Annotated in this window: 21 protein-coding genes, 4 tRNA genes and 1 other annotated feature; of the genes, 22 read left to right on the top strand and 3 right to left on the bottom strand. The window is 41.7% G+C overall.

Annotation, left to right across the window (positions count from 1 at the left end):
- Positions 1-48: 48 nt before the first annotated feature.
- Positions 49-1,182, top strand: a complete 1,134-nt coding sequence (locus NST65_RS18695; protein WP_111927721.1) for a DUF418 domain-containing protein — start codon at positions 49-51, stop codon at positions 1,180-1,182.
- A 13-nt stretch (positions 1,183-1,195) separates the two neighbouring features.
- A complete protein-coding gene (locus NST65_RS18690; RefSeq protein WP_034283597.1) occupies positions 1,196-1,405 on the top strand; it encodes a hypothetical protein in 210 nt (69 codons plus the stop codon).
- 28 nt (positions 1,406-1,433) lie between these two features.
- On the opposite strand, the gene NST65_RS18685 is transcribed toward NST65_RS18690, so the two are convergent.
- Positions 1,434-1,958 carry a peroxiredoxin family protein gene (locus tag NST65_RS18685; protein ID WP_024424031.1) on the bottom strand — a complete coding sequence of 175 codons (525 nt, stop codon included), beginning with the start codon at positions 1,956-1,958 and terminating at the stop codon, positions 1,434-1,436.
- 345 nt (positions 1,959-2,303) lie between these two features.
- Between NST65_RS18685 and NST65_RS18680 the strand changes: the two genes are divergently transcribed.
- The 11 genes from NST65_RS18680 to NST65_RS18630 all read left to right on the top strand — a co-directional run bounded on the left by NST65_RS18680 (position 2,304) and on the right by NST65_RS18630 (position 10,439).
- Positions 2,304-2,379, top strand: a tRNA-Lys gene (locus NST65_RS18680).
- Positions 2,380-2,385: 6 nt separating this feature from the next.
- Positions 2,386-2,457, top strand: a tRNA-Glu gene (locus tag NST65_RS18675).
- 82 nt (positions 2,458-2,539) lie between these two features.
- Positions 2,540-2,616 (top strand) — tRNA-Asp (locus NST65_RS18670).
- Positions 2,617-2,643: 27 nt separating this feature from the next.
- A tRNA-Phe gene (locus tag NST65_RS18665) sits at positions 2,644-2,716 on the top strand.
- Positions 2,717-3,063: 347 nt separating this feature from the next.
- Entirely contained in the window at positions 3,064-3,771 is a 708-nt protein-coding gene (yycF, locus tag NST65_RS18660; protein ID WP_024424030.1) for a response regulator YycF, read from the top strand.
- 7 nt (positions 3,772-3,778) lie between these two features.
- Complete coding sequence (gene walK, locus NST65_RS18655; protein ID WP_024424029.1) at positions 3,779-5,617, top strand: cell wall metabolism sensor histidine kinase WalK; 1,839 nt, start codon at positions 3,779-3,781, stop codon at positions 5,615-5,617.
- Complete coding sequence (gene yycH, locus NST65_RS18650; RefSeq protein ID WP_046312600.1) at positions 5,607-6,986, top strand: two-component system activity regulator YycH; 1,380 nt, start codon at positions 5,607-5,609, stop codon at positions 6,984-6,986. The genes walK and yycH overlap by 11 nt, the downstream gene beginning before the upstream one ends.
- The gene (yycI, locus tag NST65_RS18645) at positions 6,973-7,836 is read left to right on the top strand and encodes a two-component system regulatory protein YycI (RefSeq protein ID WP_111927720.1); all 864 of its coding nucleotides are present in this window, start codon (positions 6,973-6,975) and stop codon (positions 7,834-7,836) included. The genes yycH and yycI overlap by 14 nt, the downstream gene beginning before the upstream one ends.
- Positions 7,837-7,842: 6 nt before the next feature.
- Positions 7,843-8,637, top strand: a complete 795-nt coding sequence (locus NST65_RS18640; protein ID WP_034283589.1) for an MBL fold metallo-hydrolase — start codon at positions 7,843-7,845, stop codon at positions 8,635-8,637.
- An 81-nt stretch (positions 8,638-8,718) separates the two neighbouring features.
- A complete protein-coding gene (locus NST65_RS18635; RefSeq protein ID WP_111927719.1) occupies positions 8,719-9,906 on the top strand; it encodes a trypsin-like peptidase domain-containing protein in 1,188 nt (395 codons plus the stop codon).
- 68 nt (positions 9,907-9,974) lie between these two features.
- Positions 9,975-10,439: a GNAT family N-acetyltransferase gene (locus NST65_RS18630; protein ID WP_024427619.1), complete on the top strand. Its 465-nt coding sequence runs from the start codon at positions 9,975-9,977 to the stop codon at positions 10,437-10,439.
- 39 nt (positions 10,440-10,478) lie between these two features.
- On the opposite strand, the gene NST65_RS18625 is transcribed toward NST65_RS18630, so the two are convergent.
- Together NST65_RS18625 and NST65_RS18620 are read right to left on the bottom strand one after the other, a co-directional pair.
- Entirely contained in the window at positions 10,479-11,360 is an 882-nt protein-coding gene (locus NST65_RS18625) for an ABC transporter ATP-binding protein (protein ID WP_024427618.1), read from the bottom strand.
- Entirely contained in the window at positions 11,361-12,050 is a 690-nt protein-coding gene (locus tag NST65_RS18620) for an ABC transporter permease subunit (RefSeq protein ID WP_025093692.1), read from the bottom strand. It lies immediately after the preceding gene.
- A gap of 192 nt (positions 12,051-12,242) precedes the next feature.
- Positions 12,243-12,513, top strand: a binding site (T-box leader).
- 111 nt (positions 12,514-12,624) lie between these two features.
- Here NST65_RS18620 and NST65_RS18615 point away from each other — a divergent pair.
- From NST65_RS18615 to NST65_RS18575, 9 genes are all read left to right on the top strand, one after another.
- Positions 12,625-13,485, top strand: coding sequence for an S-adenosyl-l-methionine hydroxide adenosyltransferase family protein (locus NST65_RS18615; protein ID WP_024427616.1), 861 nt, complete (start codon positions 12,625-12,627; stop codon positions 13,483-13,485).
- Between the two features lie 14 nt (positions 13,486-13,499).
- Positions 13,500-14,057 (top strand): ECF-type riboflavin transporter substrate-binding protein, encoded by a 558-nt coding sequence (locus tag NST65_RS18610; RefSeq protein ID WP_024424020.1) that lies wholly within the window; start codon positions 13,500-13,502, stop codon positions 14,055-14,057.
- 19 nt (positions 14,058-14,076) lie between these two features.
- On the top strand, positions 14,077-15,792 hold the full coding sequence (locus tag NST65_RS18605) for an ABC transporter ATP-binding protein (protein ID WP_111927718.1): 1,716 nt from the start codon (positions 14,077-14,079) through the stop codon (positions 15,790-15,792).
- Positions 15,783-16,613 carry an energy-coupling factor transporter transmembrane component T gene (locus tag NST65_RS18600; RefSeq protein WP_070326244.1) on the top strand — a complete coding sequence of 277 codons (831 nt, stop codon included), beginning with the start codon at positions 15,783-15,785 and terminating at the stop codon, positions 16,611-16,613. The genes NST65_RS18605 and NST65_RS18600 overlap by 10 nt, the downstream gene beginning before the upstream one ends.
- Positions 16,614-16,774: 161 nt before the next feature.
- Positions 16,775-16,945: a CxxH/CxxC protein gene (locus tag NST65_RS18595; RefSeq protein ID WP_065215011.1), complete on the top strand. Its 171-nt coding sequence runs from the start codon at positions 16,775-16,777 to the stop codon at positions 16,943-16,945.
- A gap of 80 nt (positions 16,946-17,025) precedes the next feature.
- Entirely contained in the window at positions 17,026-17,505 is a 480-nt protein-coding gene (rlmH, locus tag NST65_RS18590; RefSeq protein WP_111927717.1) for a 23S rRNA (pseudouridine(1915)-N(3))-methyltransferase RlmH, read from the top strand.
- Between the two features lie 178 nt (positions 17,506-17,683).
- Entirely contained in the window at positions 17,684-18,823 is a 1,140-nt protein-coding gene (locus tag NST65_RS18585) for an HNH endonuclease signature motif containing protein (protein ID WP_111927722.1), read from the top strand.
- Between the two features lie 417 nt (positions 18,824-19,240).
- A complete protein-coding gene (locus NST65_RS18580; protein ID WP_025093701.1) occupies positions 19,241-19,543 on the top strand; it encodes a metalloregulator ArsR/SmtB family transcription factor in 303 nt (100 codons plus the stop codon).
- 137 nt (positions 19,544-19,680) lie between these two features.
- A complete protein-coding gene (locus tag NST65_RS18575; protein ID WP_025093702.1) occupies positions 19,681-20,847 on the top strand; it encodes an MFS transporter in 1,167 nt (388 codons plus the stop codon).
- The last annotated feature ends 10 nt before the right edge of the window (positions 20,848-20,857 follow it).

Below are 20,857 nucleotides of genomic sequence, written 5' to 3'. Positions count from 1 at the left end.
GGTCATTACCAAAATATGATAACTGTATAGGAGGGAAGGAGCGTTCTAGTGAAAGAAAGAATACGATTATTAGATATTTTACGAGGTTTTGCCATACTAGGCACCTTGGGAACGAACGTCTGGTTTTTTGCGTATGCAGGGGATACCTTTGCGACAGATCAGATTGCGGATGAATATGAAAATGGCAGTTTTCTAGAAAGTCTTGTCTCCATGTTCGTTTATGGAAAAATGCTCTCGCTGCTCACGATCATGTTTGGTGTTGGATTGGAGCTGAAATACCAGCAGGCAAAAAGGAAGGACATGCCTTGGCCGGGTACTTATTTGTGGATTCTTTTATTTTTATTTATCGAAGGCTTTGTCCATTTTACGCTTGTGATGGAATATGATGTGCTCATGAGCTATGCCGTTACGGGGCTGCTTGTGGCTTACATTGTACGGGGAGGAAGCAGGCGCATCAAAAAGGGCATGGTTTTCTCAGGTGTGATTCATCTGCTCGTGATGTCATGTCTGATGCTGTACTCCCTCTCTGAAATGGAGTCAGCGACTGATGATCAAAGCGGTGAAACGGCGCTGGAAGAGCAGCTGCCAGAGACATGGATCTCGCAGATTCAAGAACGGTTACAATACTTCTTCATGTATCGAGAAGAAGCGATCTTTATTATTCCAATGAACACATTTCTGTTTTTATTGGGTGTGCGGATGATGAGAGCCGGTGTATTTTATGCAAATGAACGCGGACAATCTCTCCGGAAAATATTGTTCCGAATCGGACTGTGGATTGGTCTGCCGCTGAATGCACTAGTTTTCGTATCGAACGATTTAGTGGAATTTGTGGTTCGCTACGTCTTTTCACCATTCCTCTCTATTTTCTATATAGCTGTCATTGCGAAGCTCCTCGCGCGCAAGGAGTCTTGGTTCATGTGGACTTGGTTTGAATATGTAGGGAAAATGGCGCTTAGCTGCTACATCCTGCAAAATGTCATCTGTTCCATTCTTTTTTATAGCTGGGGATTTGGTCTTGGCGGTCAAATCAATGCGCCCCTGATTGTGTTGGCATGGCTGTTGACTTCACTTCTGCAAATTGCGATTTCAGCATGCTGCTTAAACGTCTGGGGAATCGGGCCAATGGAATATATCCGTTCACGGGCACTTCGCCGGGTGACGATGAAAAAAGTAGCATAAAGGGGACAGCATTATGTTTTTTAAAAAAATGACGAAAAGAGAACAAGCGAATACACATAAAGCTGCTGTGCCGGCATTTGTCTTTTATCTTCTGGCATTAGGAGGGCATGCGCTGTACGCGTTTTTCCAAGGTGACAGACCACCGGTTACTTTTGTCATTTTAATGGCGGGACTCCTTGTTTTTTTCTCAGCTGACTGGCTATTTAACAAAAAACGTTCATAAAAAAGCCCTCATCACGAGGGCTTTTTCCTTACTTCAGGCTTTTATATTGGCCTTTTAAATTTTTACGGATGTACTGGATGATTTTGCGTAGTTCGTTGGCGTGCGGTCTGCCAAACGGACTTGTTTGTCTTTGCTGATAGAGCACTTGCCCTTTTTCATTTAATAAGAAATAGGCGGGTTCACCGTGCACCCCGTGGTCTTCATAAGGGGCATCTTCCCCGTGATAGTGGACTTCATATGCTTTTAATGACGTGAGATCATGGTCATACATGATCGGGAAGGACAGTCCCTCTTTATCCGCAAATGCCTTCAAATCATCAGGGTTATCCGTTGAAATCGCCATCAAGTGAATATCCTTGTCCTGAAAATATGACTGCTGCTGTTCGAGCTCTTTTAATTCTTCTACACATACCGGGCACCAAGATCCTCTAAAGAAAACGATCAGGTGCCAGCTTTGATGCTCCTCTAAATGTTTGTCGAAATCAATGTGATCGCCCTGTATTGTTGGAAGTGAAAAGTTGGGCATTTTATCTCCTAATTTGAACGAACTCATACTGCTTCCTCCTTTTTCAATAACAATGTCACTTGTTTCATGTATAGCCATTTTTGAGCGGCCTGAAACGTGTCTATGTGTTTGAGTAGGCAGAGGTCACCCGAAAAGGTGCATCAAAATTGAAGGCGGTTGCAAAAATGGGGGCTTTGGCAGGAGATTTCAAATCCGACACTTTTTTTAAAAAAATGTCGAAAAACGTATTGCCATATGTAATTATTCTATGATATTATAAATCTCGTTGTTGCAAAGGTCTCTGAAACTTGTTAGGATGCGATGTTCCAGCTTTTTTAAAGCGATTGGTTTGGCGCAATATTAGCTTCTTCAGATTCACTTTTCACAAACCGAGAGCCATTAGCTCAGTTGGTAGAGCATCTGACTTTTAATCAGAGGGTCGAAGGTTCGAGTCCTTCATGGCTCACCATGTATTGGCCCGTTGGTCAAGCGGTTAAGACACCGCCCTTTCACGGCGGTAACACGGGTTCGAATCCCGTACGGGTCATTGATTTACTTTAGCGTTAAGCTAATTTTTTCCTCACTTGCTTGAAGGAGCACCACGATTGCTTTTTCGGGCAAGTTACTGAGGTCCGGTAGTTCAGTTGGTTAGAATGCCTGCCTGTCACGCAGGAGGTCGCGGGTTCGAGTCCCGTCCGGACCGCCATTTATACATATTCATCTTTTTGATGATGGCTCGGTAGCTCAGTTGGTAGAGCAACGGACTGAAAATCCGTGTGTCGGCGGTTCGATTCCGTCCCGAGCCACTTCCAAACGCATCTGCAATCGCAGGTGCGTTTTTATTATGAAAAGAAGGCATAAAAAGGGAGAAGCCGGACCTAGGTAGGGCCCGGCTCCATAAGAAGAAGACGTTACATCTATATAGACGGCTGGAGATTGGAAAAGTTTCAATAAAAAAGGAAAAAGTCATCAATTTTTTTGAGCGGCGCCTTCCTATCCAACGTTTACTAGAAAAGAAAGCCGTTATTATTTTTATCTTTGCCTCGTAAAACGTTATAATAGACAGTGAGCCTTTTTTCCGCAAACGGAAAAGGCGTAATGTGACATGCAAAATGGAATGACATAGATGCTAAAAATGCAGGAGGAAATCACAATGGAAAAAAAGATTCTTGTCGTAGATGATGAAAAACCGATTGCTGATATATTGGAATTTAATTTAAGGAAAGAGGGCTATGAGGTTCATTGTGCATATGATGGAAACGAAGCCCTTGAAATGGTAGAAGAAATCAAGCCGGACATTATTCTGCTCGACATTATGCTGCCGAATAAAGATGGTGTGGAAGTATGCCGTGAAGTGAGAAAGAAATATGACATGCCGATTATCATGCTGACAGCAAAAGACTCTGAAATTGATAAAGTCATCGGCCTTGAGCTTGGCGCAGATGATTATGTGACAAAGCCTTTCAGCACACGTGAGCTGCTTGCCCGCGTGAAAGCGAATTTGAGAAGACAAACCGCTGCTCCGCAGACGGAGGAAGAATCTGAATCAAATGATATTGAGGTTGGATCACTTGTTATTTATCCAGATGCGTATGTGGTGTCTAAGCGCGAGGAAACGATTGAATTGACGCACCGTGAGTTCGAACTGCTTCATTATTTAGCGAAACATATCGGACAAGTCATGACACGTGAGCACTTGCTGCAAACCGTGTGGGGCTATGATTACTTCGGAGATGTCCGTACAGTAGACGTCACAGTCCGCCGTCTTCGTGAAAAGATTGAAGACAACCCTAGCCACCCGAGCTGGATCGTGACAAGACGAGGCGTCGGCTACTATTTAAGAAACCCAGAACAGGACTAAGATTCTTATGAGTAAAGTAGGTTTTTTTCGCTCGATTCACTTCAAATTGACCTTGATTTACGTGCTGCTGATCATCGTCGCCATGCAGATCATTGGCGTGTACTTTGTGAAGCAGCTAGAGCAGTCCTTAATTAATTCATATGATAATTCCTTGAATCAGCGAATCTACTCGTTATCGTATTACCTAGAACAAGATTCATCGAAAAGCAAAGCAGAATTAAAAGAGGATGCTCAAAAGATATTAAACGATTTTAACAACAAAGATGAGTCTAATGAAATCTCTGAAGTCAGCTATATTGACGAAAGCAGAGAGGTCATTGCTTCTGTAAATAACGGCAGCCAAGAGATTGCCGGCAAGAAAATCACTGATCAAATCATTAGCCGTATTTTCGCGGTCGGCAAAGACTATGAGAAAAAATTCTATGACCCTGAGTCAAATAAAAGGGTGCGTATTTCTGCGACAGCCGTAAAAAATGAGAACCAAGAGACCGTTGGTGTGATTTATGTTGTGTCTTCAATGGAAAGTGTTTTTAACCAAATGCGAACCATTAACACCATTTTAGCAACTGGGACACTGATTGCACTTGGGACGACTGCTCTACTTGGTATCTTCATCTTCAGAACGATCACTCATCCTATTTCAGATATGAGAAAGCAGGCGATCGAGCTTGCCAAAGGGAACTTCTCCAGAAAGGTCCGGAAGTATGGACATGACGAGATTGGCCAGCTTGCGACAACCTTTAACCATCTGACGAGAGAGCTGGAGGAAGCTCAGCTGATGACGGAGGGGGAGCGGAAAAAGCTTTCTTCTGTTATTGCCTATATGACGGACGGTGTCATCGCAACGAATCAAAACGGTGCAATTATTCTATTAAACAGCCCTGCATTAGAGCTGTTAAATGTTTCACGTGAAACAGCACTAGAGATGCCGATCACGTCTTTGCTTGGTTTAGAGGAAACTCATACATTTGAAGATTTAGTCGAAAATCAAGATTCCATGCTGATAGAAATTGAGCGCGAAGATCAGCTGTCTGTATTGCGTGTGAATTTCTCCGTCATTCAGAAAGAGCATGGGAAAATTGATGGCTTAATTGCGGTCATTTATGATGTCACAGAGCAGGAGAAAATTGATGCTGAACGCCGTGAATTCGTCGCGAACGTATCGCATGAGCTGCGCACACCGCTGACGACGATGCGGAGCTACCTTGAGGCGCTTGCTGAAGGTGCAATTGGTGATAAAGAGCTTGCACCAAGATTTCTCAGTGTCACGCAAAATGAAACTGAGCGCATGATCCGGCTTGTCAATGACCTGCTGCAGCTGTCTAAGTTCGACAGCAAGGATTATCAATTCAACCGTGAGTGGACGAACTTTATCAGGTTTATCTCGCTCGTCATTGATCGTTTTGAAATGACGAAGGAGCAGCATGTCGATTTTATCCGCAACCTGCCGCAGCGTGAAGTATATGTGGAAATCGACCAAGATAAAATTACTCAGGTGCTCGATAATATCATTTCCAATGCCATGAAATACTCACCAGAGGGTGGACACATCACGTTTACCGTCGATCTGGATGAGGAGAAAGGCCTTGTGTTATTCAGCGTGAAAGATGAAGGAATCGGTATTCCGAAGAAGGATATGGATAAAATCTTTGAACGTTTTTATCGGGTAGATAAAGCAAGAACAAGAAAGCTTGGCGGAACCGGCCTCGGCCTTGCGATTGCAAAAGAAATGGTTCAGGCTCATGGCGGAGATATTTGGGCTGACAGCATTGAAGGAAAAGGGACAACGGTGACCTTTACCCTTCCGTACAATGAAGAACAAGAGGATGATTGGGATGAAGCGTGAGACCTTTAAAACCATAATATTGACAATCCTAATTGCGATCAGTCTTGTATTTACGTGGAATATCTGGATGTTCCAGCCCGTCATGCAGGATCAGGCAGATACCGGCACACAGGTCGTGGAAACGAAGAAGATTTCAAGCGACGAGCCTAGAAGTCTCATTGATGTCGTGAAGCCGCGCGAGATGTTCATCCATTCAAATGGGGAGCATTTTAAAGTGGATCAAAAGGAACTCTTTCAAAACTTTTGGAATGATGTGAGCCTTTGGGATGTCAAAGAGATTAACGATGTGTCAGATCAATATTCCGAGCAGAAATTTAAGAATTTCTTCTATGGACGCGAAGGACAAGGGAAGACATTGGATCTTGTCTTCAATGATCCGATTCCGATTGATATTTTCCAAGCGCTCTTTAAATGGCCGAACAAGTCCATTGAATACAACTCGTTTGATCGGATGATCGTGCCGTTCGCCCAGCAGGATAAGGCGAATAAAAAAGTGTATTTGGTCTCATACAGCAAGGAGACGGTGCTTGAGCTGACAATTGAGTCCGCCAACTACCGTAATCTAATGAACAGTATCGCAGCCGCTCAAAACGAGATGCCGCGCTATGATCTTTATACATTCTCAACGAATTCTAAACGAGATTTCCTTCTTCCGAGAAAGCAAAAGCAGCTTGAAGCGAAGATGTTCTTTATCGAAACGATTAAGACAAACAAGTTCAAAGATGCTTTGTTTACGGACCCGAGCCTTGTCGGTGAGGAATCTAATTTAAACCGGACGGTGTACACAGATGGCACAAGCCGCCTTGAAGCCAATCAAAAAGACCACCGCATTCAATATCAGCATCGCAATATCAATTCCAGCACTGTTTTCCAAACGGGGGATTTGATTAAGCGAAGTGTGAAATATTTCAATGATACGGGAAGCTTTACTGATGACTATCAATATTTTGGCATCAACAGCAACCAGCAGCTGTCCTTTAATATGTTTATGGACGGTCTGCCGATCGTGAACAGTACAAAGCATCCATTTGGGATGACCTCCCTTGAAGTACAATGGGCGAATGATGACATTTTGAATTACAAGCGCCCAAACTATATTCTTGGCAATAAAGCGAGTCAAAGTGAACAGGTCAAGCTGATGAACGGGACAGAGCTGAAGGACTTGATCATCAAGCAGACGAAATATGATGATCTGGAGAAAATTGAACAGATTTTCCCTGCATATCAAGCTGCTTCAACCCTATCAGATCAAGATCAAGCGATGTTTGTCTGGCTGGAGCCTGTATGGTGTATGAAGTATAACGGCAAAACCGTGATTCTATCGAATGATCTTTTGACAGAGGGGAGCGAGAATCATGGAGTGGAATAAGACCAAAACGATCTTTATCCTAGCCTTTCTCGTTCTCGATATCTTTCTAGGTTTTCAATACTTTGAAAAACGGTCAACCGATCATTTTGCGATTATCGAAAAAACGGATACGCTGGAAGAAATGAAGGCAGACGGGATCAAATATGGCAATCTATCAGATGAAGCGAAAATTGGATACCGCATTACAGCTGAAAAGAAGCAATATACAAAAAAGGATGTCGACGGATTAGCTGATCAAAAGGCGAAAAGCACATTCCCGAAAACAGAAAAAGATGATCCTGTCACGCTGCTTGAAATGACCTTCAACAAACCCGTTGCCTTGCCGAAAAAGGATATCAAAACAGCGGCGACGAACCTTGTGAACCAGCGTTTGCTGGATGGGAAGAATTATAAGCTGTGGAGTATAGATGAAGAGACAGGGAAAATCGTCTTTTTCCAAACGTATAAAGGGAAATACATCTTCCAAGAAGGCCTTGATGACACCGAAACCATCGGGCAAATCACCTTAAATCTCAACGATCAAAACGAAGTCGTCTCATATCAGCAATCAATGGTGACATCGATTAATGAAGTGAGAAAAGAAACCCTTGTCCCAGCACTTGAAACCGTGAAGGACTTATATACGCAAAATATGCTGAGCCAAAACACGACCGTGAAAAAGGTAGAGCTTGGCTACTATACGCAATACCCGGGGGCAAGCACGCAAGTCATGGTACCTGTATGGCGGGTGGAGCTTGAAGGCGTATCAGCAGGTTCAAAGAAAAAGACAGAAGAAGAATATTTGATCAATGCCATTGATGGCTCAACACTTGATCATATAGAGAAAGATGACAAATCTTCAATGGAGTGAGAGAACATGAGCTTGCAGTTCAGTGTACTAGCGAGCGGAAGTACGGGGAACGCTTTTTATTTAGAAACAGACGAGCATGCCTTTTTGGTGGATGCTGGTTTAAGCGGCAAACAGATGGTCGAGCTGCTTAGCCAAATCGACCGCAAGCCTGAGGACTTGGACGGCATTTTTGTGACACATGAGCACTCCGATCATATTAAAGGGCTTGGTGTCATGGCAAGAAAGTACAAGCTTCCTGTCTATGCAAATGCGAAAACATGGAAGGCAATGGAGTCTCATATCGGAAAGATTGACACAGAGCAGAAATTCCATTTTGATATGGAGACCGTTCAATCCTTTGGCGGCCTTGATGTCGAGTCATTTGGCGTCTCACACGATGCGGCAGAGCCTATGTTTTACGTGTTCCATTATGGAGGGCGTAAACTTGCCCTCATGACGGATACAGGCTATGTGAGTGACCGCATGAAAGGCATTATTAAGTCAGCCAATACGTTTGTGTTTGAGAGCAATCATGATGTCGGGATGCTGCAAATGGGCCGCTACCCATGGAGCATTAAGCGCAGAATTCTGAGTGATGTCGGACATGTATCAAATGAAGATGCTGCTCTCGCGATGACAGATGTCATTGGAGATGCCACCTCACGCATTTACTTGGCTCACTTGAGTCAAGACAACAACATGAAGGATTTAGCCCGTATGGCGGTCCAGCAGACGCTTGAAATGAAGGGCTTTGTTGTGGGGGACGGCTTTGATTTATTTGATACGGACCCGAAAAAAGCAACCCCGCTTTGCGCCGTATGATTTTTATAATCGTATGATTAAGATAAGAGCTTCTTACCAACACTATATACATCATCTATTCACTGAAAGGAAGGAAACATAGTGGATTATCGCGATGTAGAGTGGAAGCCGAGACGAAGCAGAAAAGGATATTTTCTTTCTGGTTTGATCGGTGTATTGGTAGGAGCTTTTTTAATGGGGTTCTTTTTCCCCTATGTATCTGGACAGAGCGGCAGTCCCTTTGGATGGCAGCAGAACGGTGATGGACAAGCATCTCAGGGCCCTTTAAAAACTGTGAATGTAAACGTCAATGATGCAGTCACGAAAGTGGTGTCTAATATGTCAGATACGGTGGTCGGCGTCATTAATATCCAAAAGTCGAGCTTTTGGGAGGAAGGCGGAGAAGCAGGCAGCGGGTCAGGTGTGATTTATAAAAAAAAGGGTGACACGTTTTATATTGTCACAAACCATCACGTCATCAAAGGCGCCAACCAGCTTGAAGTGAGCCTCCATGATGGGACAAGAATTAGTGCCAATCTTGTTGGCAGCGATCAGCTCATGGATTTAGCAGTTCTCACTGTCAAAAGTGATAAAATCAAGAAAACGGCAGCCTTCGGTAACTCAGATCATGTGAAGCCGGGTGAGCCAGTCATCGCCATTGGAAATCCATTAGGGCTTGAATTCGCAGGCTCTGTCACACAAGGAGTCATTTCAGGCACAGAGCGTGCGATCCCTGTTGACTCAAATGGAGACGGACAGACGGATTGGAATGCAGAGGTACTGCAAACAGATGCCGCCATCAATCCTGGAAACAGCGGTGGTGCCTTGATCAATATGGACGGAAAGGTGATCGGCATCAACTCAATGAAGATTGCTGAATCAGAGGTAGAAGGAATCGGGCTGTCTATTCCAGCGAATCTGGTCATTCCTGTCATAGAGGATTTAGAGCGCTACGGAGAGGTAAAGCGTCCGTATCTTGGCGTCGGCATGAAATCATTAGCGGATATTGCGAGCTATCACTGGCAGGAAACGTTGAAACTGCCATCTAAGGTTACATCTGGGGTCGTTGTCATGAGTGTTGAGCCGTTGTCTCCCGCAGGAAAAGCGGGACTAAAAGAGCTGGATGTCGTGACCTCCTTTGATGGCAAGAGTGTACAGAATATCGTAGATCTTCGTAAGTATTTATATCAAAAGAAGGTCGGCGACAAGGTAAAGGTGCAGTTTTATCGAAGCGGAAAGAAAAAATCAGCAGAGATCAAACTTTCCCAAACCGACCGATATGGCGGCTAACCAGTTCCAGTAAGGGACTGGTTTTTTTGGCATGACTGACATATGATGAAGGAAAGGGGGGTGTAAGATTGGTTACACTACAACGGATGTCACAAACCGATTACGATGTATTGATAGAGAAGGCCATTCAGCGGTACGCGGAAGAAAAGGTACTCGCAGGAACATGGAAGAAGGAAGAATCACTTGCGAACGCAGAAGAACAATTTGACAGGCTTCTTCCAGAAGGACTTCAGACAGAGCATCATGAGCTGTGGAATTTCTTAAACGGAGATGAAGCGATTGGCTGGGTTTGGCTTTGTTATGACCCGAATCACCCACAGCACGAAGCATTTATTTATAACTTTATTTTGTTTGAAGCTTATCGAGGAAAAGGCTTTGCAAAGCAGGCCATTGCTGCATTAGAGGAGCAGGCAAAGTCATTAGGTGTGCAAAAACTCTCGCTCCATGTCTTTGCTCACAATCAAATCGCCCGTTCGCTGTACGAGAAAACGGGATTTGCAGAAACCGGTATTTATATGAGTAAACCTTTATAAAAAAGAAGAAGTACCGTGCAGAAAGCGTACGGTACTTTTTTATGAGGACATCATGGCATCCTGAGCCGTGACTCTGTATAAATCGACTTTACACTTCACGAAAGCGCGAATGATCGCTGGAACTTGGGCTTCTGAACGAATTAACAATGAGGTCTCGTCATCACTGATCACAAGATCTGTTCCGACAGTTTGTAGGTACTGCGTGAGAACAGGTTTCACCTCATCATCAATCCATGCATGCTTGAAGGTTGCACGTATGTTTGAGGATGTGATGGTTTTCTCTTGAGGATGAGTATGTGGGGACACTAATTTTCCTTCAGAAATGAATGCCGTTTTGGTACAAATACTATTGGTGAACCTTGGGCGGTCAGCTGTTAAAAAGACGGTTTTCCCTTCATCCTTTAATGTTTCAATGACCCGCTGAATGTGCAAGATCGAATCTGCATCAATATCGGCAAAAGGTTCGTCAAGTAAAATAAATTCCGGCTGATGGGCGATGGCCTGCGCCATTCCAAGCCGTTTCTTCATACCAGGTGTGAAGGCACCGACCTTCTCCTGATGATCATGATGTAAACCGACAAATTCGAGCAGTTCTTCATAATCACTCGTTCTCTGGCGTGTTCCAGTGATTTTTGATAAATAGGCAATATGCTCAAGAGCCGTAAGACCTTCATATAAATCCGTATATTCTGGCAGAACACCGATATGCTGTCTCACTTTTTTTAGCGAAGGCATATTCATCACTGTAAACGTACCAGAGGTAGGCCGGGAGATCCCGGTAATGATATTGAAAAACGTCGTCTTACCAGATCCCTTTGGTCCAATGAGGCCGAAGATATCGCCCTGATTGACATCAAGATTAATATGATCTATTGCGACTTTTGTACGATATTTTTTTGTGAGCCCTTTTGTATGAAGCATCTACACATCCCTCCTTTGAAACAGCAGTGCAGTTCCAATGAGTAAGATAACGGTCAATGCCGTGTTCATTAGGACGTAGGTCAGCGGTTCACTCCAGCGCGCATAATAATAAGGCGTCATATATTGGAACCAATGAATCATTCGTTCTGAAGAAAGAACAGAAATCATACTGACGATTGGGAAAAGAAAGGAAAATAACATACCGACAAACATTGATTTCTGCGGTGTTGGAAAGAGCATGGACAAAAATAAAGCACATGAGATACCGACACTGATAAAGGTTAAGATTTTTAAGGCATCTGAGAACAGAAAACGGTGTGAAATCACCATATTCAGCACATATGTCGTCATAATACAGCTAAGCCAAAACAGCATCAGTCCTAGATATTTCCCGATGATAATGTTCAAACGGGTTGTTTTACTGACGAGAAAACGAATGGTTTTCAAATGAATTTCGCGGCTTAAAATATCATGAGACAACAAAAAAATAAGGAAGAAACCAAATAAAGACATCACCAGTTCATTCCCAATAGAATAAGGATCCTTTGCCAGTTCCCATTTTTCCTGATGAGCAGCGATAAACGGAAGACTTGAAACAAAAGTAGATAAAATGAAAATAATAACAATTGTTAAAATAGATTTTGTGCTTTTGAAGAGCTGCTTAAACTCATTCATACAGATGGTCCACACACGCTGTACCTCCCTTCACCTTTATTATACCCCTAGAAAAGAAAGACACCATATCTCGCTCTTTAACATTTGTTTAAATTTCATAAAAAGAAGACTCTTCCAGCACCAGTTGACTCATTTTTAAAAATGTTCAGAAAAATATCTTGATTTATCAAAAAACATCATGTATGATAGCTTTAATTCAAGATAGTTATACAGGCAATGACGAGAGAAAGTACAATCATCAATTTTTCCACAGAGAGCTTCGGTAGCTGAAAAGAAGCAAAAATAATGATTCGAAAAATGGTCTCTGAGCCTCGTGCTGAACATATCTATGATATTAGTAGGTGACGACGAGAGTTGGTACTCGTTATCAAAACCACAGTATATGAGCCAGATTGGAGCTTTGTACTTGTAGAGGCTGTTTAGCGCGAGCAAACAGTAAATAAAGGTGGTACCACGAGACAAATACCTCGTCCTTATGATTCAAAGATAAGGATGGGGTATTTTTTATTGTCCACTTTTTTTCATACAATTGTTCAAATGTTCCACGTGAAACACCACATCCATTTTTTCAAATGAAAGGGAGATTGACATGAGTGAACATGCATTGGTTTTACAATCAGATTTCGGCATTGATGATGGAGCTGTCAGTGCAATGTACGGAGTGGCAAATACGGTCAGCAGCAGCATCCGCATTTTTGATTTAACACACAATATTCCGCAGTATGACATTTGGGAGGCTTCTTATCGCTTGCTTCAAACCGTCACATACTGGCCGGAAGAGACGGTATTTGTTTCCGTCGTTGACCCGGGCGTTGGATCAGAGAGAAAAAGTCTTGTCGTCAAAACGACAAGCTCACACTATATCATTACTCCAGATAACGGGACACTCACGCACGTTGCCCAGGATATTGGCATTGTGGAAGCCCGTTATTTAGATGAAACCATTAACCGGCTGCCAAAGTCGGGGAAATCACATACTTTCCATGGGAGAGATATTTACGCTTATACAGGGGCGAGGATTGCATCAGGTGTGATTTCTTTTGAAGAGGTTGGGCCAAAGGCGAATATTGATGATATTATCCATCTTCCAGTCGTACAGGCTTATGCGGAAGAAGATGTGATCACAGGGACGATTGATATTTTAGATGTGAGATTCGGAAACCTATGGACAAATATTCATCACACGCTATTTGAACAGCTTTCAATTAATTATGGGGATGCAATAGAAGTTACCATTGCCAACGGGCCGAAAAATGTGTATAAAAATATCATGACCTATGGACGATCTTTTGCCGACTTAAAGGTAGGCGAACCACTCGTATATGTCAATTCACTCGACCATTTAGGCGTGGCGATCAATCAAGGGTCATTTGCAAAGGCTTATAACATCGGTACAGGCACAGGCTGGCGCCTTTCGATTCGCAAAGCTCCGCGCATTATATACGAATAAGAGGAGGATACATCATGGCAGGAAAACAACTTTCAACGAAAACTGTCGTTGCCATTGGAATTGGCGCAGCCGTCTTTGTGATTCTAGGACGATTCGTCTCCATTCCAACTGGTATTCCGAATACACAAATTGAAACCTCATACGCATTCCTAGCATTAATGGCCGTGCTATTTGGTCCTGTTGCAGGCGCACTGATTGGTTTTATTGGCCATCTCATTAAAGATGCGACCACATTTGGCCCTTGGTGGAGCTGGATTATTGTATCGGGTGTCGTTGGTTTATTGATCGGCTTTATTTCTAACCGTTTAAAAGTAGAAGAGGGCGACTTCGGCTGGAAGAAAATCACGCTCTTTAATGCCGTACAAGCAGGCGCACAGGCATTAGGCTGGTTTATCATTGCTCCTGTACTTGACATTGTGATCTATGCAGAACCGGCGAACAAAGTGTTTGTTCAAGGCATCGTGGCAGGGATTTCAAACATCATCACAGTTGGTGTACTAGGAACCATTATCATTGCAGCTTATGCGAAAACGAGAAGCAAAAGCGGCAGCCTATCGAAAGAAACATCATGAAGCAAGGTGGAACACATAAATGAAGAAACCGATGATTCAATTCGAACATTTCGGATTCAAGTATCGCAGTCAGGCAGAACCAACATTAAAGGATATCAACCTGACCATCTATGAGGGAGAAAAAGTTCTCATCGCAGGTCCGTCTGGATCGGGAAAAAGCACACTAGCCCATTGTATCAATGGGCTAGTTCCTGCGTCTTATAAAGGTTCTATGGAAGGAAGTCTTCACATCGACAGGAAAAATGCAGAGAAAGAGAACATTTTCTCTCTCTCACAGCTTGTCGGAACGGTGCTTCAGGACCCTGATGGACAATTCATCGGGCTGACCGTTGGAGAAGACATCGCGTTCACGCTTGAAAATGATCAAGTCACACGCGAAGAAATGAACACACGTGTCGAGGAAGCTGCCAGATTAACAGAGGTAGACGGCAAGCTGGCATCGTCCGTGCATGAGCTGTCAGGCGGACAAAAACAACGTGTCGCCATTGCGGGCGTACTTGTCAATGATGTCGACATTCTGCTGTTTGATGAACCACTTGCAAGCCTAGACCCCGCAACAGGTAAAGAAGTCATCGACCTCATTGACCGGCTGCAAAAACAAACGAAAAAAACCATCGTGATGGTTGAGCACCGATTAGAGGACGTCCTCTTCCGTCATGTGGACCGCATTATCGTTGTCAATGAAGGAACGATTGTAGCGGATATGACACCAGATGAATTGCTCGCCTCAAACGTATTAGAAGCGGCGTATTTACGTGAGCCTTTATATGTGAAGGCGATGAAATATGCAGGCATTCCGGTTGCGCCAGGAGATCAAATCGCTGATTTACAGCGTCTCACCTTAGACGACGAGGCAAAAGAGAAAATCGAGCAATGGATGGAAGCATCTGAGCCATCAGTAGAGCAGATTGCAGCACAGGATTTACTAGAAGTGCGCGAGCTGTGCTTTGACTATCCAACAAGACCAAACACGCTGAGCAACATCTCTTTTACCGTCAAAAAAGGAGAAATGATCAGCATCGCAGGAGCCAATGGAGCAGGCAAGACAACATTGTCTAAGGTGCTTTGTGCATTTGAAAAGCCAACGAAAGGGTCAATTCTTTTAAATGGTGATGACATCACAGGAGATACGATCAAACAGCGCTCCGAACGAATCGGTGTTGTTATGCAAAACCCCAATCAAATGATTTCAAAACAAATGATCTTTGATGAGGTGGCACTCGGGCTCGTTTTAAGAGGCGTAAAGGAAGACGAGATCAAGGAGCGTGTGGAGCGGGTTCTGAAAGTGTGTGGACTGTATCCATTTCGGAACTGGCCAGTCTCAGCCCTCAGCTTTGGACAGAAAAAACGCGTTACCATCGCGTCAATTCTTGTATTAGAACCAGAAATCCTCATCTTAGATGAACCAACCGCAGGACAGGACTTTAAACATTACACAGAGATGATGACGTTTTTAGAGCAATTAAACCAGCAGGGTGTCACGATTTTCATGATCACCCATGATATGCACTTGATGCTTGAATACACAACAAGAACCATTGTCATTTCAGATGGAGAAAAAATCGCAGATGATACACCAGCCAAAGTGCTGACAGATCAGCTGCTTGTTCAAAAGGCGAGTTTAAAGGAAACGTCGCTGTATGAACTGGCGCTGAAAGCAGACTGGCCAAATCCAAATGAACTCGTGGATCGCTTCATTGAGGTTGACAGAAAGGAACGAATGACATGGCTGTAGACATGCTGTCTTATATCGATCGCCCGTCACCGATTCACCGGCTGACAGGTGCAACCAAACTCATTTGCTTTATCCTCTGGTCATCCGCAGCGATGCTCACGTATGATACAGGCGTTTTAGCCTTTATGTTAGCCGCCAGTATCGTGTTCTTTCAGATGTCGAATGTACGATTTCGTGATATTTCCTTCGTGGTGATCGTACTGGCGATTTTCCTAGTGATCAATAACATCGCCATTTACATCTTTGCGCCCCAGCAAGGTGTCGCCATCTACGGAGCAAAGCACGAGCTTTTTCATATCGCAGGCTGGTACAATGTCACGCTTGAACAGCTTTTCTATCAGTTGAACATTACGCTGAAATACGTGACCGTGATGCCAGCAGCGCTTTTATTTATTGTGACAACAAATCCAAGTGAATTCGCCTCATCTCTCAGCCGAATTGGGGTCAGCTACCGGATTTCGTATGCTGTAGCGATTGCTCTTCGTTATATTCCAGATATTCAGCGGGATTTTCGCACGATCGCGATTTCTCAGCAAGCAAGAGGCATTGATTTATCGAAGAATGAAAAGCTGGGGAAACGGATCAAAAATGCGTTATCGATTGTGATGCCGCTGATTTTCTCCAGCTTAGAGCGGATTGAAACGATCAGCAATGCGATGGAGCTGCGAGGGTTTGGAAAGCATAAAAAGCGCACATGGTTTACGGCAAAAGACTTTCAAAAAGCAGATTATGTGGCGTTAATATTTGTTGGTGTGGTGCTGATCGTGTCGCTAGTGATTACATTTGTTAGAGGAACGAGATTTTATAATCCGTTTCTATAGAAGGAAGCCTTCACAGGAGTGGAGGCTTTTTTGTTTGGTTTGTGGATAAAAGGTGGAGGAAATGGTAAAAGACTATTAACATGTGAATAAATCGGTTATATTGGACAATGAGCGAAACACTTGTGAATAACCAGAGAACCTATTGGAGGAATCAGAAACTTATGAACAAAACATTTTATGCGTGTGCAGAACACATAGAAACCGTATTAGACATGTACATAGATGATCATGAAACGCCGCCGGAATTCAGAAAAATCGAACATACACACAGTTTATCCACAACCTGTGAATTGTGCGATGAACCTGCAATATATATAGTGGGGAACGAATGATCGGACACAAAATACACAAATTTTATCCACAATTGTTGATAACTTATATGAATAACTTGTTCTTAAGGTGGGGATGACCTGTGAATATATCAATTATCACAGTAGGAAAATTAAAAGAGAAATATCTAAAGCAAGGCATAGCCGAATACACAAAACGATTACAGGCTTACGCAAAAATCGAGATCATTGAGCTCGCGGACGAAAAAGCACCCGAGAATCTCAGTGATCAAGACATGAAAATCATCAAAGACAAAGAAGGCGAACGCATCCTAAGCAAAATCAACCCAGACGCCCACGTCATCGCCCTCGCCATCGAAGGAAAAATGAAAACTTCCGAAGAATTAGCCGATACAATAGATAAGCTGGCAACATACGGAAAAAGCAAAGTATGTTTTGTTATAGGCGGATCCCTTGGCTTAAGCGACGCCGTCATGCAGCGCGCGAATGAAAAGTTATCGTTTTCGAAAATGACGTTCCCGCATCAGTTGATGAGGCTGGTGTTGGTGGAGCAGGTTTATCGGGCGTTTCGGATTGTGCGGGGGGAGCCTTATCATAAGTAGATGAGGTTTTATTGCAGGTGTTTATAATAGTAGATATGTGAATCCTAAAATATATTAGCTAATATTTTAAAGCTTACAGAGATTATTAAGTATAGAACGGTTAGCTAGAGTAAAGTGAATCAGGAATACAGTCAAAGTAAGAGAGACTAAAGTGATGGTTTTAAAGGAGATGAACGAGGTGAGTAGAAAGATAAGTGCTCAGGTTGAAAGAAGGATATATGCTGAATCTATGGGGAGATGTATGAATCCAGAATGTAAAGTAGAATTATTTAAAGATAGTGGTGACATAATGGAAAAGGCTCATATAATTCCGTATTGTGATACTAAAGACAACTCGTATGAAAATTTAATTATTTTATGCCCAAATTGTCATACAAACTTTGATAAAAACAATGCATTCAGTGTAGATGATGTTGAAAAATGGAAAAAAATACGCAAGGCTGAGTTCGAGTGTTTCTTTAGTAAAGAGTATGATACTTTTGAGGATTTAAAAAGTGAAGTAGTTCCATTGTTACTACATAATCAAGCAATCTTTGAAAACTATTATTCAGAGGACCAAAGGGGATTGTGGGACATTTTTGAAGGTGAGATTTTATCAAATAATAGAATACTAAGAAAAATTTTAAAACACAATACTAAGTTGATTCAAAAGCATTCTCAGGAAAGCTACTCAAACTTAGCAATAGTACAAAAATTTATGCTTCATATTGATGAATTTGAAGCTACTCGAATAAGTAAAGAAAAAATAAGATATGTATTATTTCCGACTGAGGTTAATTCTTTGTTTGGAATAAAACCTTTACAGAAAGACTTTATACCATCTGTAGAGTCTATTGAGAGTTTAATAGCTGTATTGCGGAAGAAGGGGGAATTTGAATCTATTGTTTTAGGCATTGATAATCCATATATACAGGTTAAAAAAGACCGTAGTTTTGAAAAAATTTATCTAAATGATACTCCAAGGTTAAGGCAAATATACTATGATAGCAATTGTTTTAGGAAAGTCAATGTTCGATTTGAAAGTTTAAATTATGCTCTAAAAGTTATAAAATCAAGAGGTTTAAATTTTGATTTTTTAAAAATAGACAATCTAAAAGAAATTACAGTAAATGGTGTAAAGATAGTCTTTATTTATGAGTATTGCTTAAGTAAAGTTAAATTACAACAACTATGTCCAGAGGAAAAATGTGTGGTTTTAAACTTACATAATTGGAATGGTGAGTGTTGTATTTCAGGGGAAGCATACGAACTAGCAAAAGAAATGAAAGTAACGTTACTAACAATGGATAAATTTTACAAATATATTAATGGAAATTAACACAAATGATTTTGTCATTCAGAAAATCCAACATCATATAGAATTGTTTGAGTTATTTAAAAGCGTATATTTATTTGGGTCAATTCTCAATGAGAATAGATCCCCAAATGATATAGATTTATTGCTAGTTTACAAAGATTTTTCTAATCAACTTTTAATTGATTTGGATAAGATAGTCACTTTTTTTGCTCAATCATATGAACTCTCCTTTGATTTAACTGTACTAAGTGAACATGAGGAAGAAGAGTCAGGTTTTATAAATAGATTAACCTCAAATTACTTAAGACTGAAATAACAAATGCTTATATTTAAAAAAATGATAATATTTCACAAGTAATTCACTTTTAGAAGACTGCAGATACACTATCTCAAACAACACATGTTGACATATCGTTATTTACCGATATAATGGTTTGTATGGAGCCAATAGAAGTTTTTAAAGCCTTATCCAATGAATCCAGATTGCAAATTTTACAATGGTTAAAGGAACCTGATCGTCATTTTACACCCCATGAAGGGATTGATATGAATACTACAGGGGTATGTGTTAGTCAAATAACAGATAAATTGAAAATGACGCAATCAACAGCATCTCAATACCTTTCAATTTTACTACGAGCTGGATTAATTACGACAGAGCGTATAGGTAAATACACGTATTATAAAAGAGATGAAAATGCCATAAAAAAAATTGCTGAGATTCTAGAAAAAAATATTTAATAAATGAACTGAATTCATACATCAGAATTCAGTTTCATTTATTAAATACAAATCGACTTATCGTAATATGTTTTTTTGTCCATACATATTAACAATTCTAGATATGTAAATGTATTATATATAAGGAGTGATCTACATTGTCAAACACTGTAAAGATTTACATTTTAGCTATTGTCAGTTTTTTAGTTGGTACATCAGAGTATATCATCTCTGGTATTTTGGATAATATTTCTGAATCATTAGGGATTACGATAGCTGCAGCTGGCCAGTTAATTACGATTTTTTCTCTTGTGTATGCCATCTTCACCCCAGTATTAATGGCTTTAACATCGGGAATGAATAAACGCAAGTTAATGTTATTTTCACTTAGCGTTTTTATTCTAGGTAATATTCTTGCATTCGTCCTCCCTGGGTATCAATTATTTATTGTGTCAAGAATTATTATGGCTCTTGGAGCGGGGATGGTCGTAGTTACTGCATTAACAATTGCTGAAAAAATTGCACCAAAAGGTAAGCAAGGTACCGCTATTGCTACAGTAGTAATGGGGTTTACAGCATCATTGATCATTGGAGTCCCACTGGGCAGAATGACTAGTGATTTCTTTGGTTGGAAAGCTGTATTCGGAGGAATAGCCTTACTCGGATTATTAGCCATGGTGATCATTTCTCTTACGATTCCAAAAATCCAAGGGGATAAACCTGTACCTTTAATTCAACAACTCGCTCTTTTTAAAAAACCAAAAGTAGTGTTGGGATTAGCCATCACCTTTTTCTGGCTTGGTGGTTATTCAATTGCCTATACCTATTTATCCCCTTACCTTTTAAATATATCGGGTGTAAGCAGCAAATTGCTGAGTGGAGTTCTTCTCGTATTCGGGATTGCTAGTCTAGTTGGGTCAAAGTTTGGTGGATTTAGTACCGATCGATGGGGTGTGAATTTTACTCTGATTAGTGGAATGACATTACATGTCATCATGCTCATATTGCTCTCACTAGTTACGCATTCTTATGTTGGAGTATTGCTCATTTTAATACTATGGTCATTTGCTGCATGGTCTTCTGGCCCGACTCAACAATATCACCTAGCTACAATGGAGCCAGAGTCATCAGGTATACTATTAGGTCTCAATCAGTCAATGATGCAATTGGCGATGGCCGCAGGTGCAGCTATTGGAGGTATCTTTGTAGAGAGGGTTTCTCTATCTTCCGTTACTTGGGCAGGTGCTTTAGGCGTTGCAATCGCGATCATTGTAACAATATTGGCTTCGCGTGCTACTTCGAGTAATGAAATTCGATATACTTAAACAGTAGAAC

This window comes from Bacillus sp. FSL P4-0248 (assembly GCF_038593305.1).
In the GTDB taxonomy this organism is placed as follows: Bacteria; Bacillota; Bacilli; order Bacillales; family Bacillaceae; genus Bacillus; species Bacillus safensis.
This window is presented reverse-complemented; position numbering and strand designations above follow the sequence as displayed.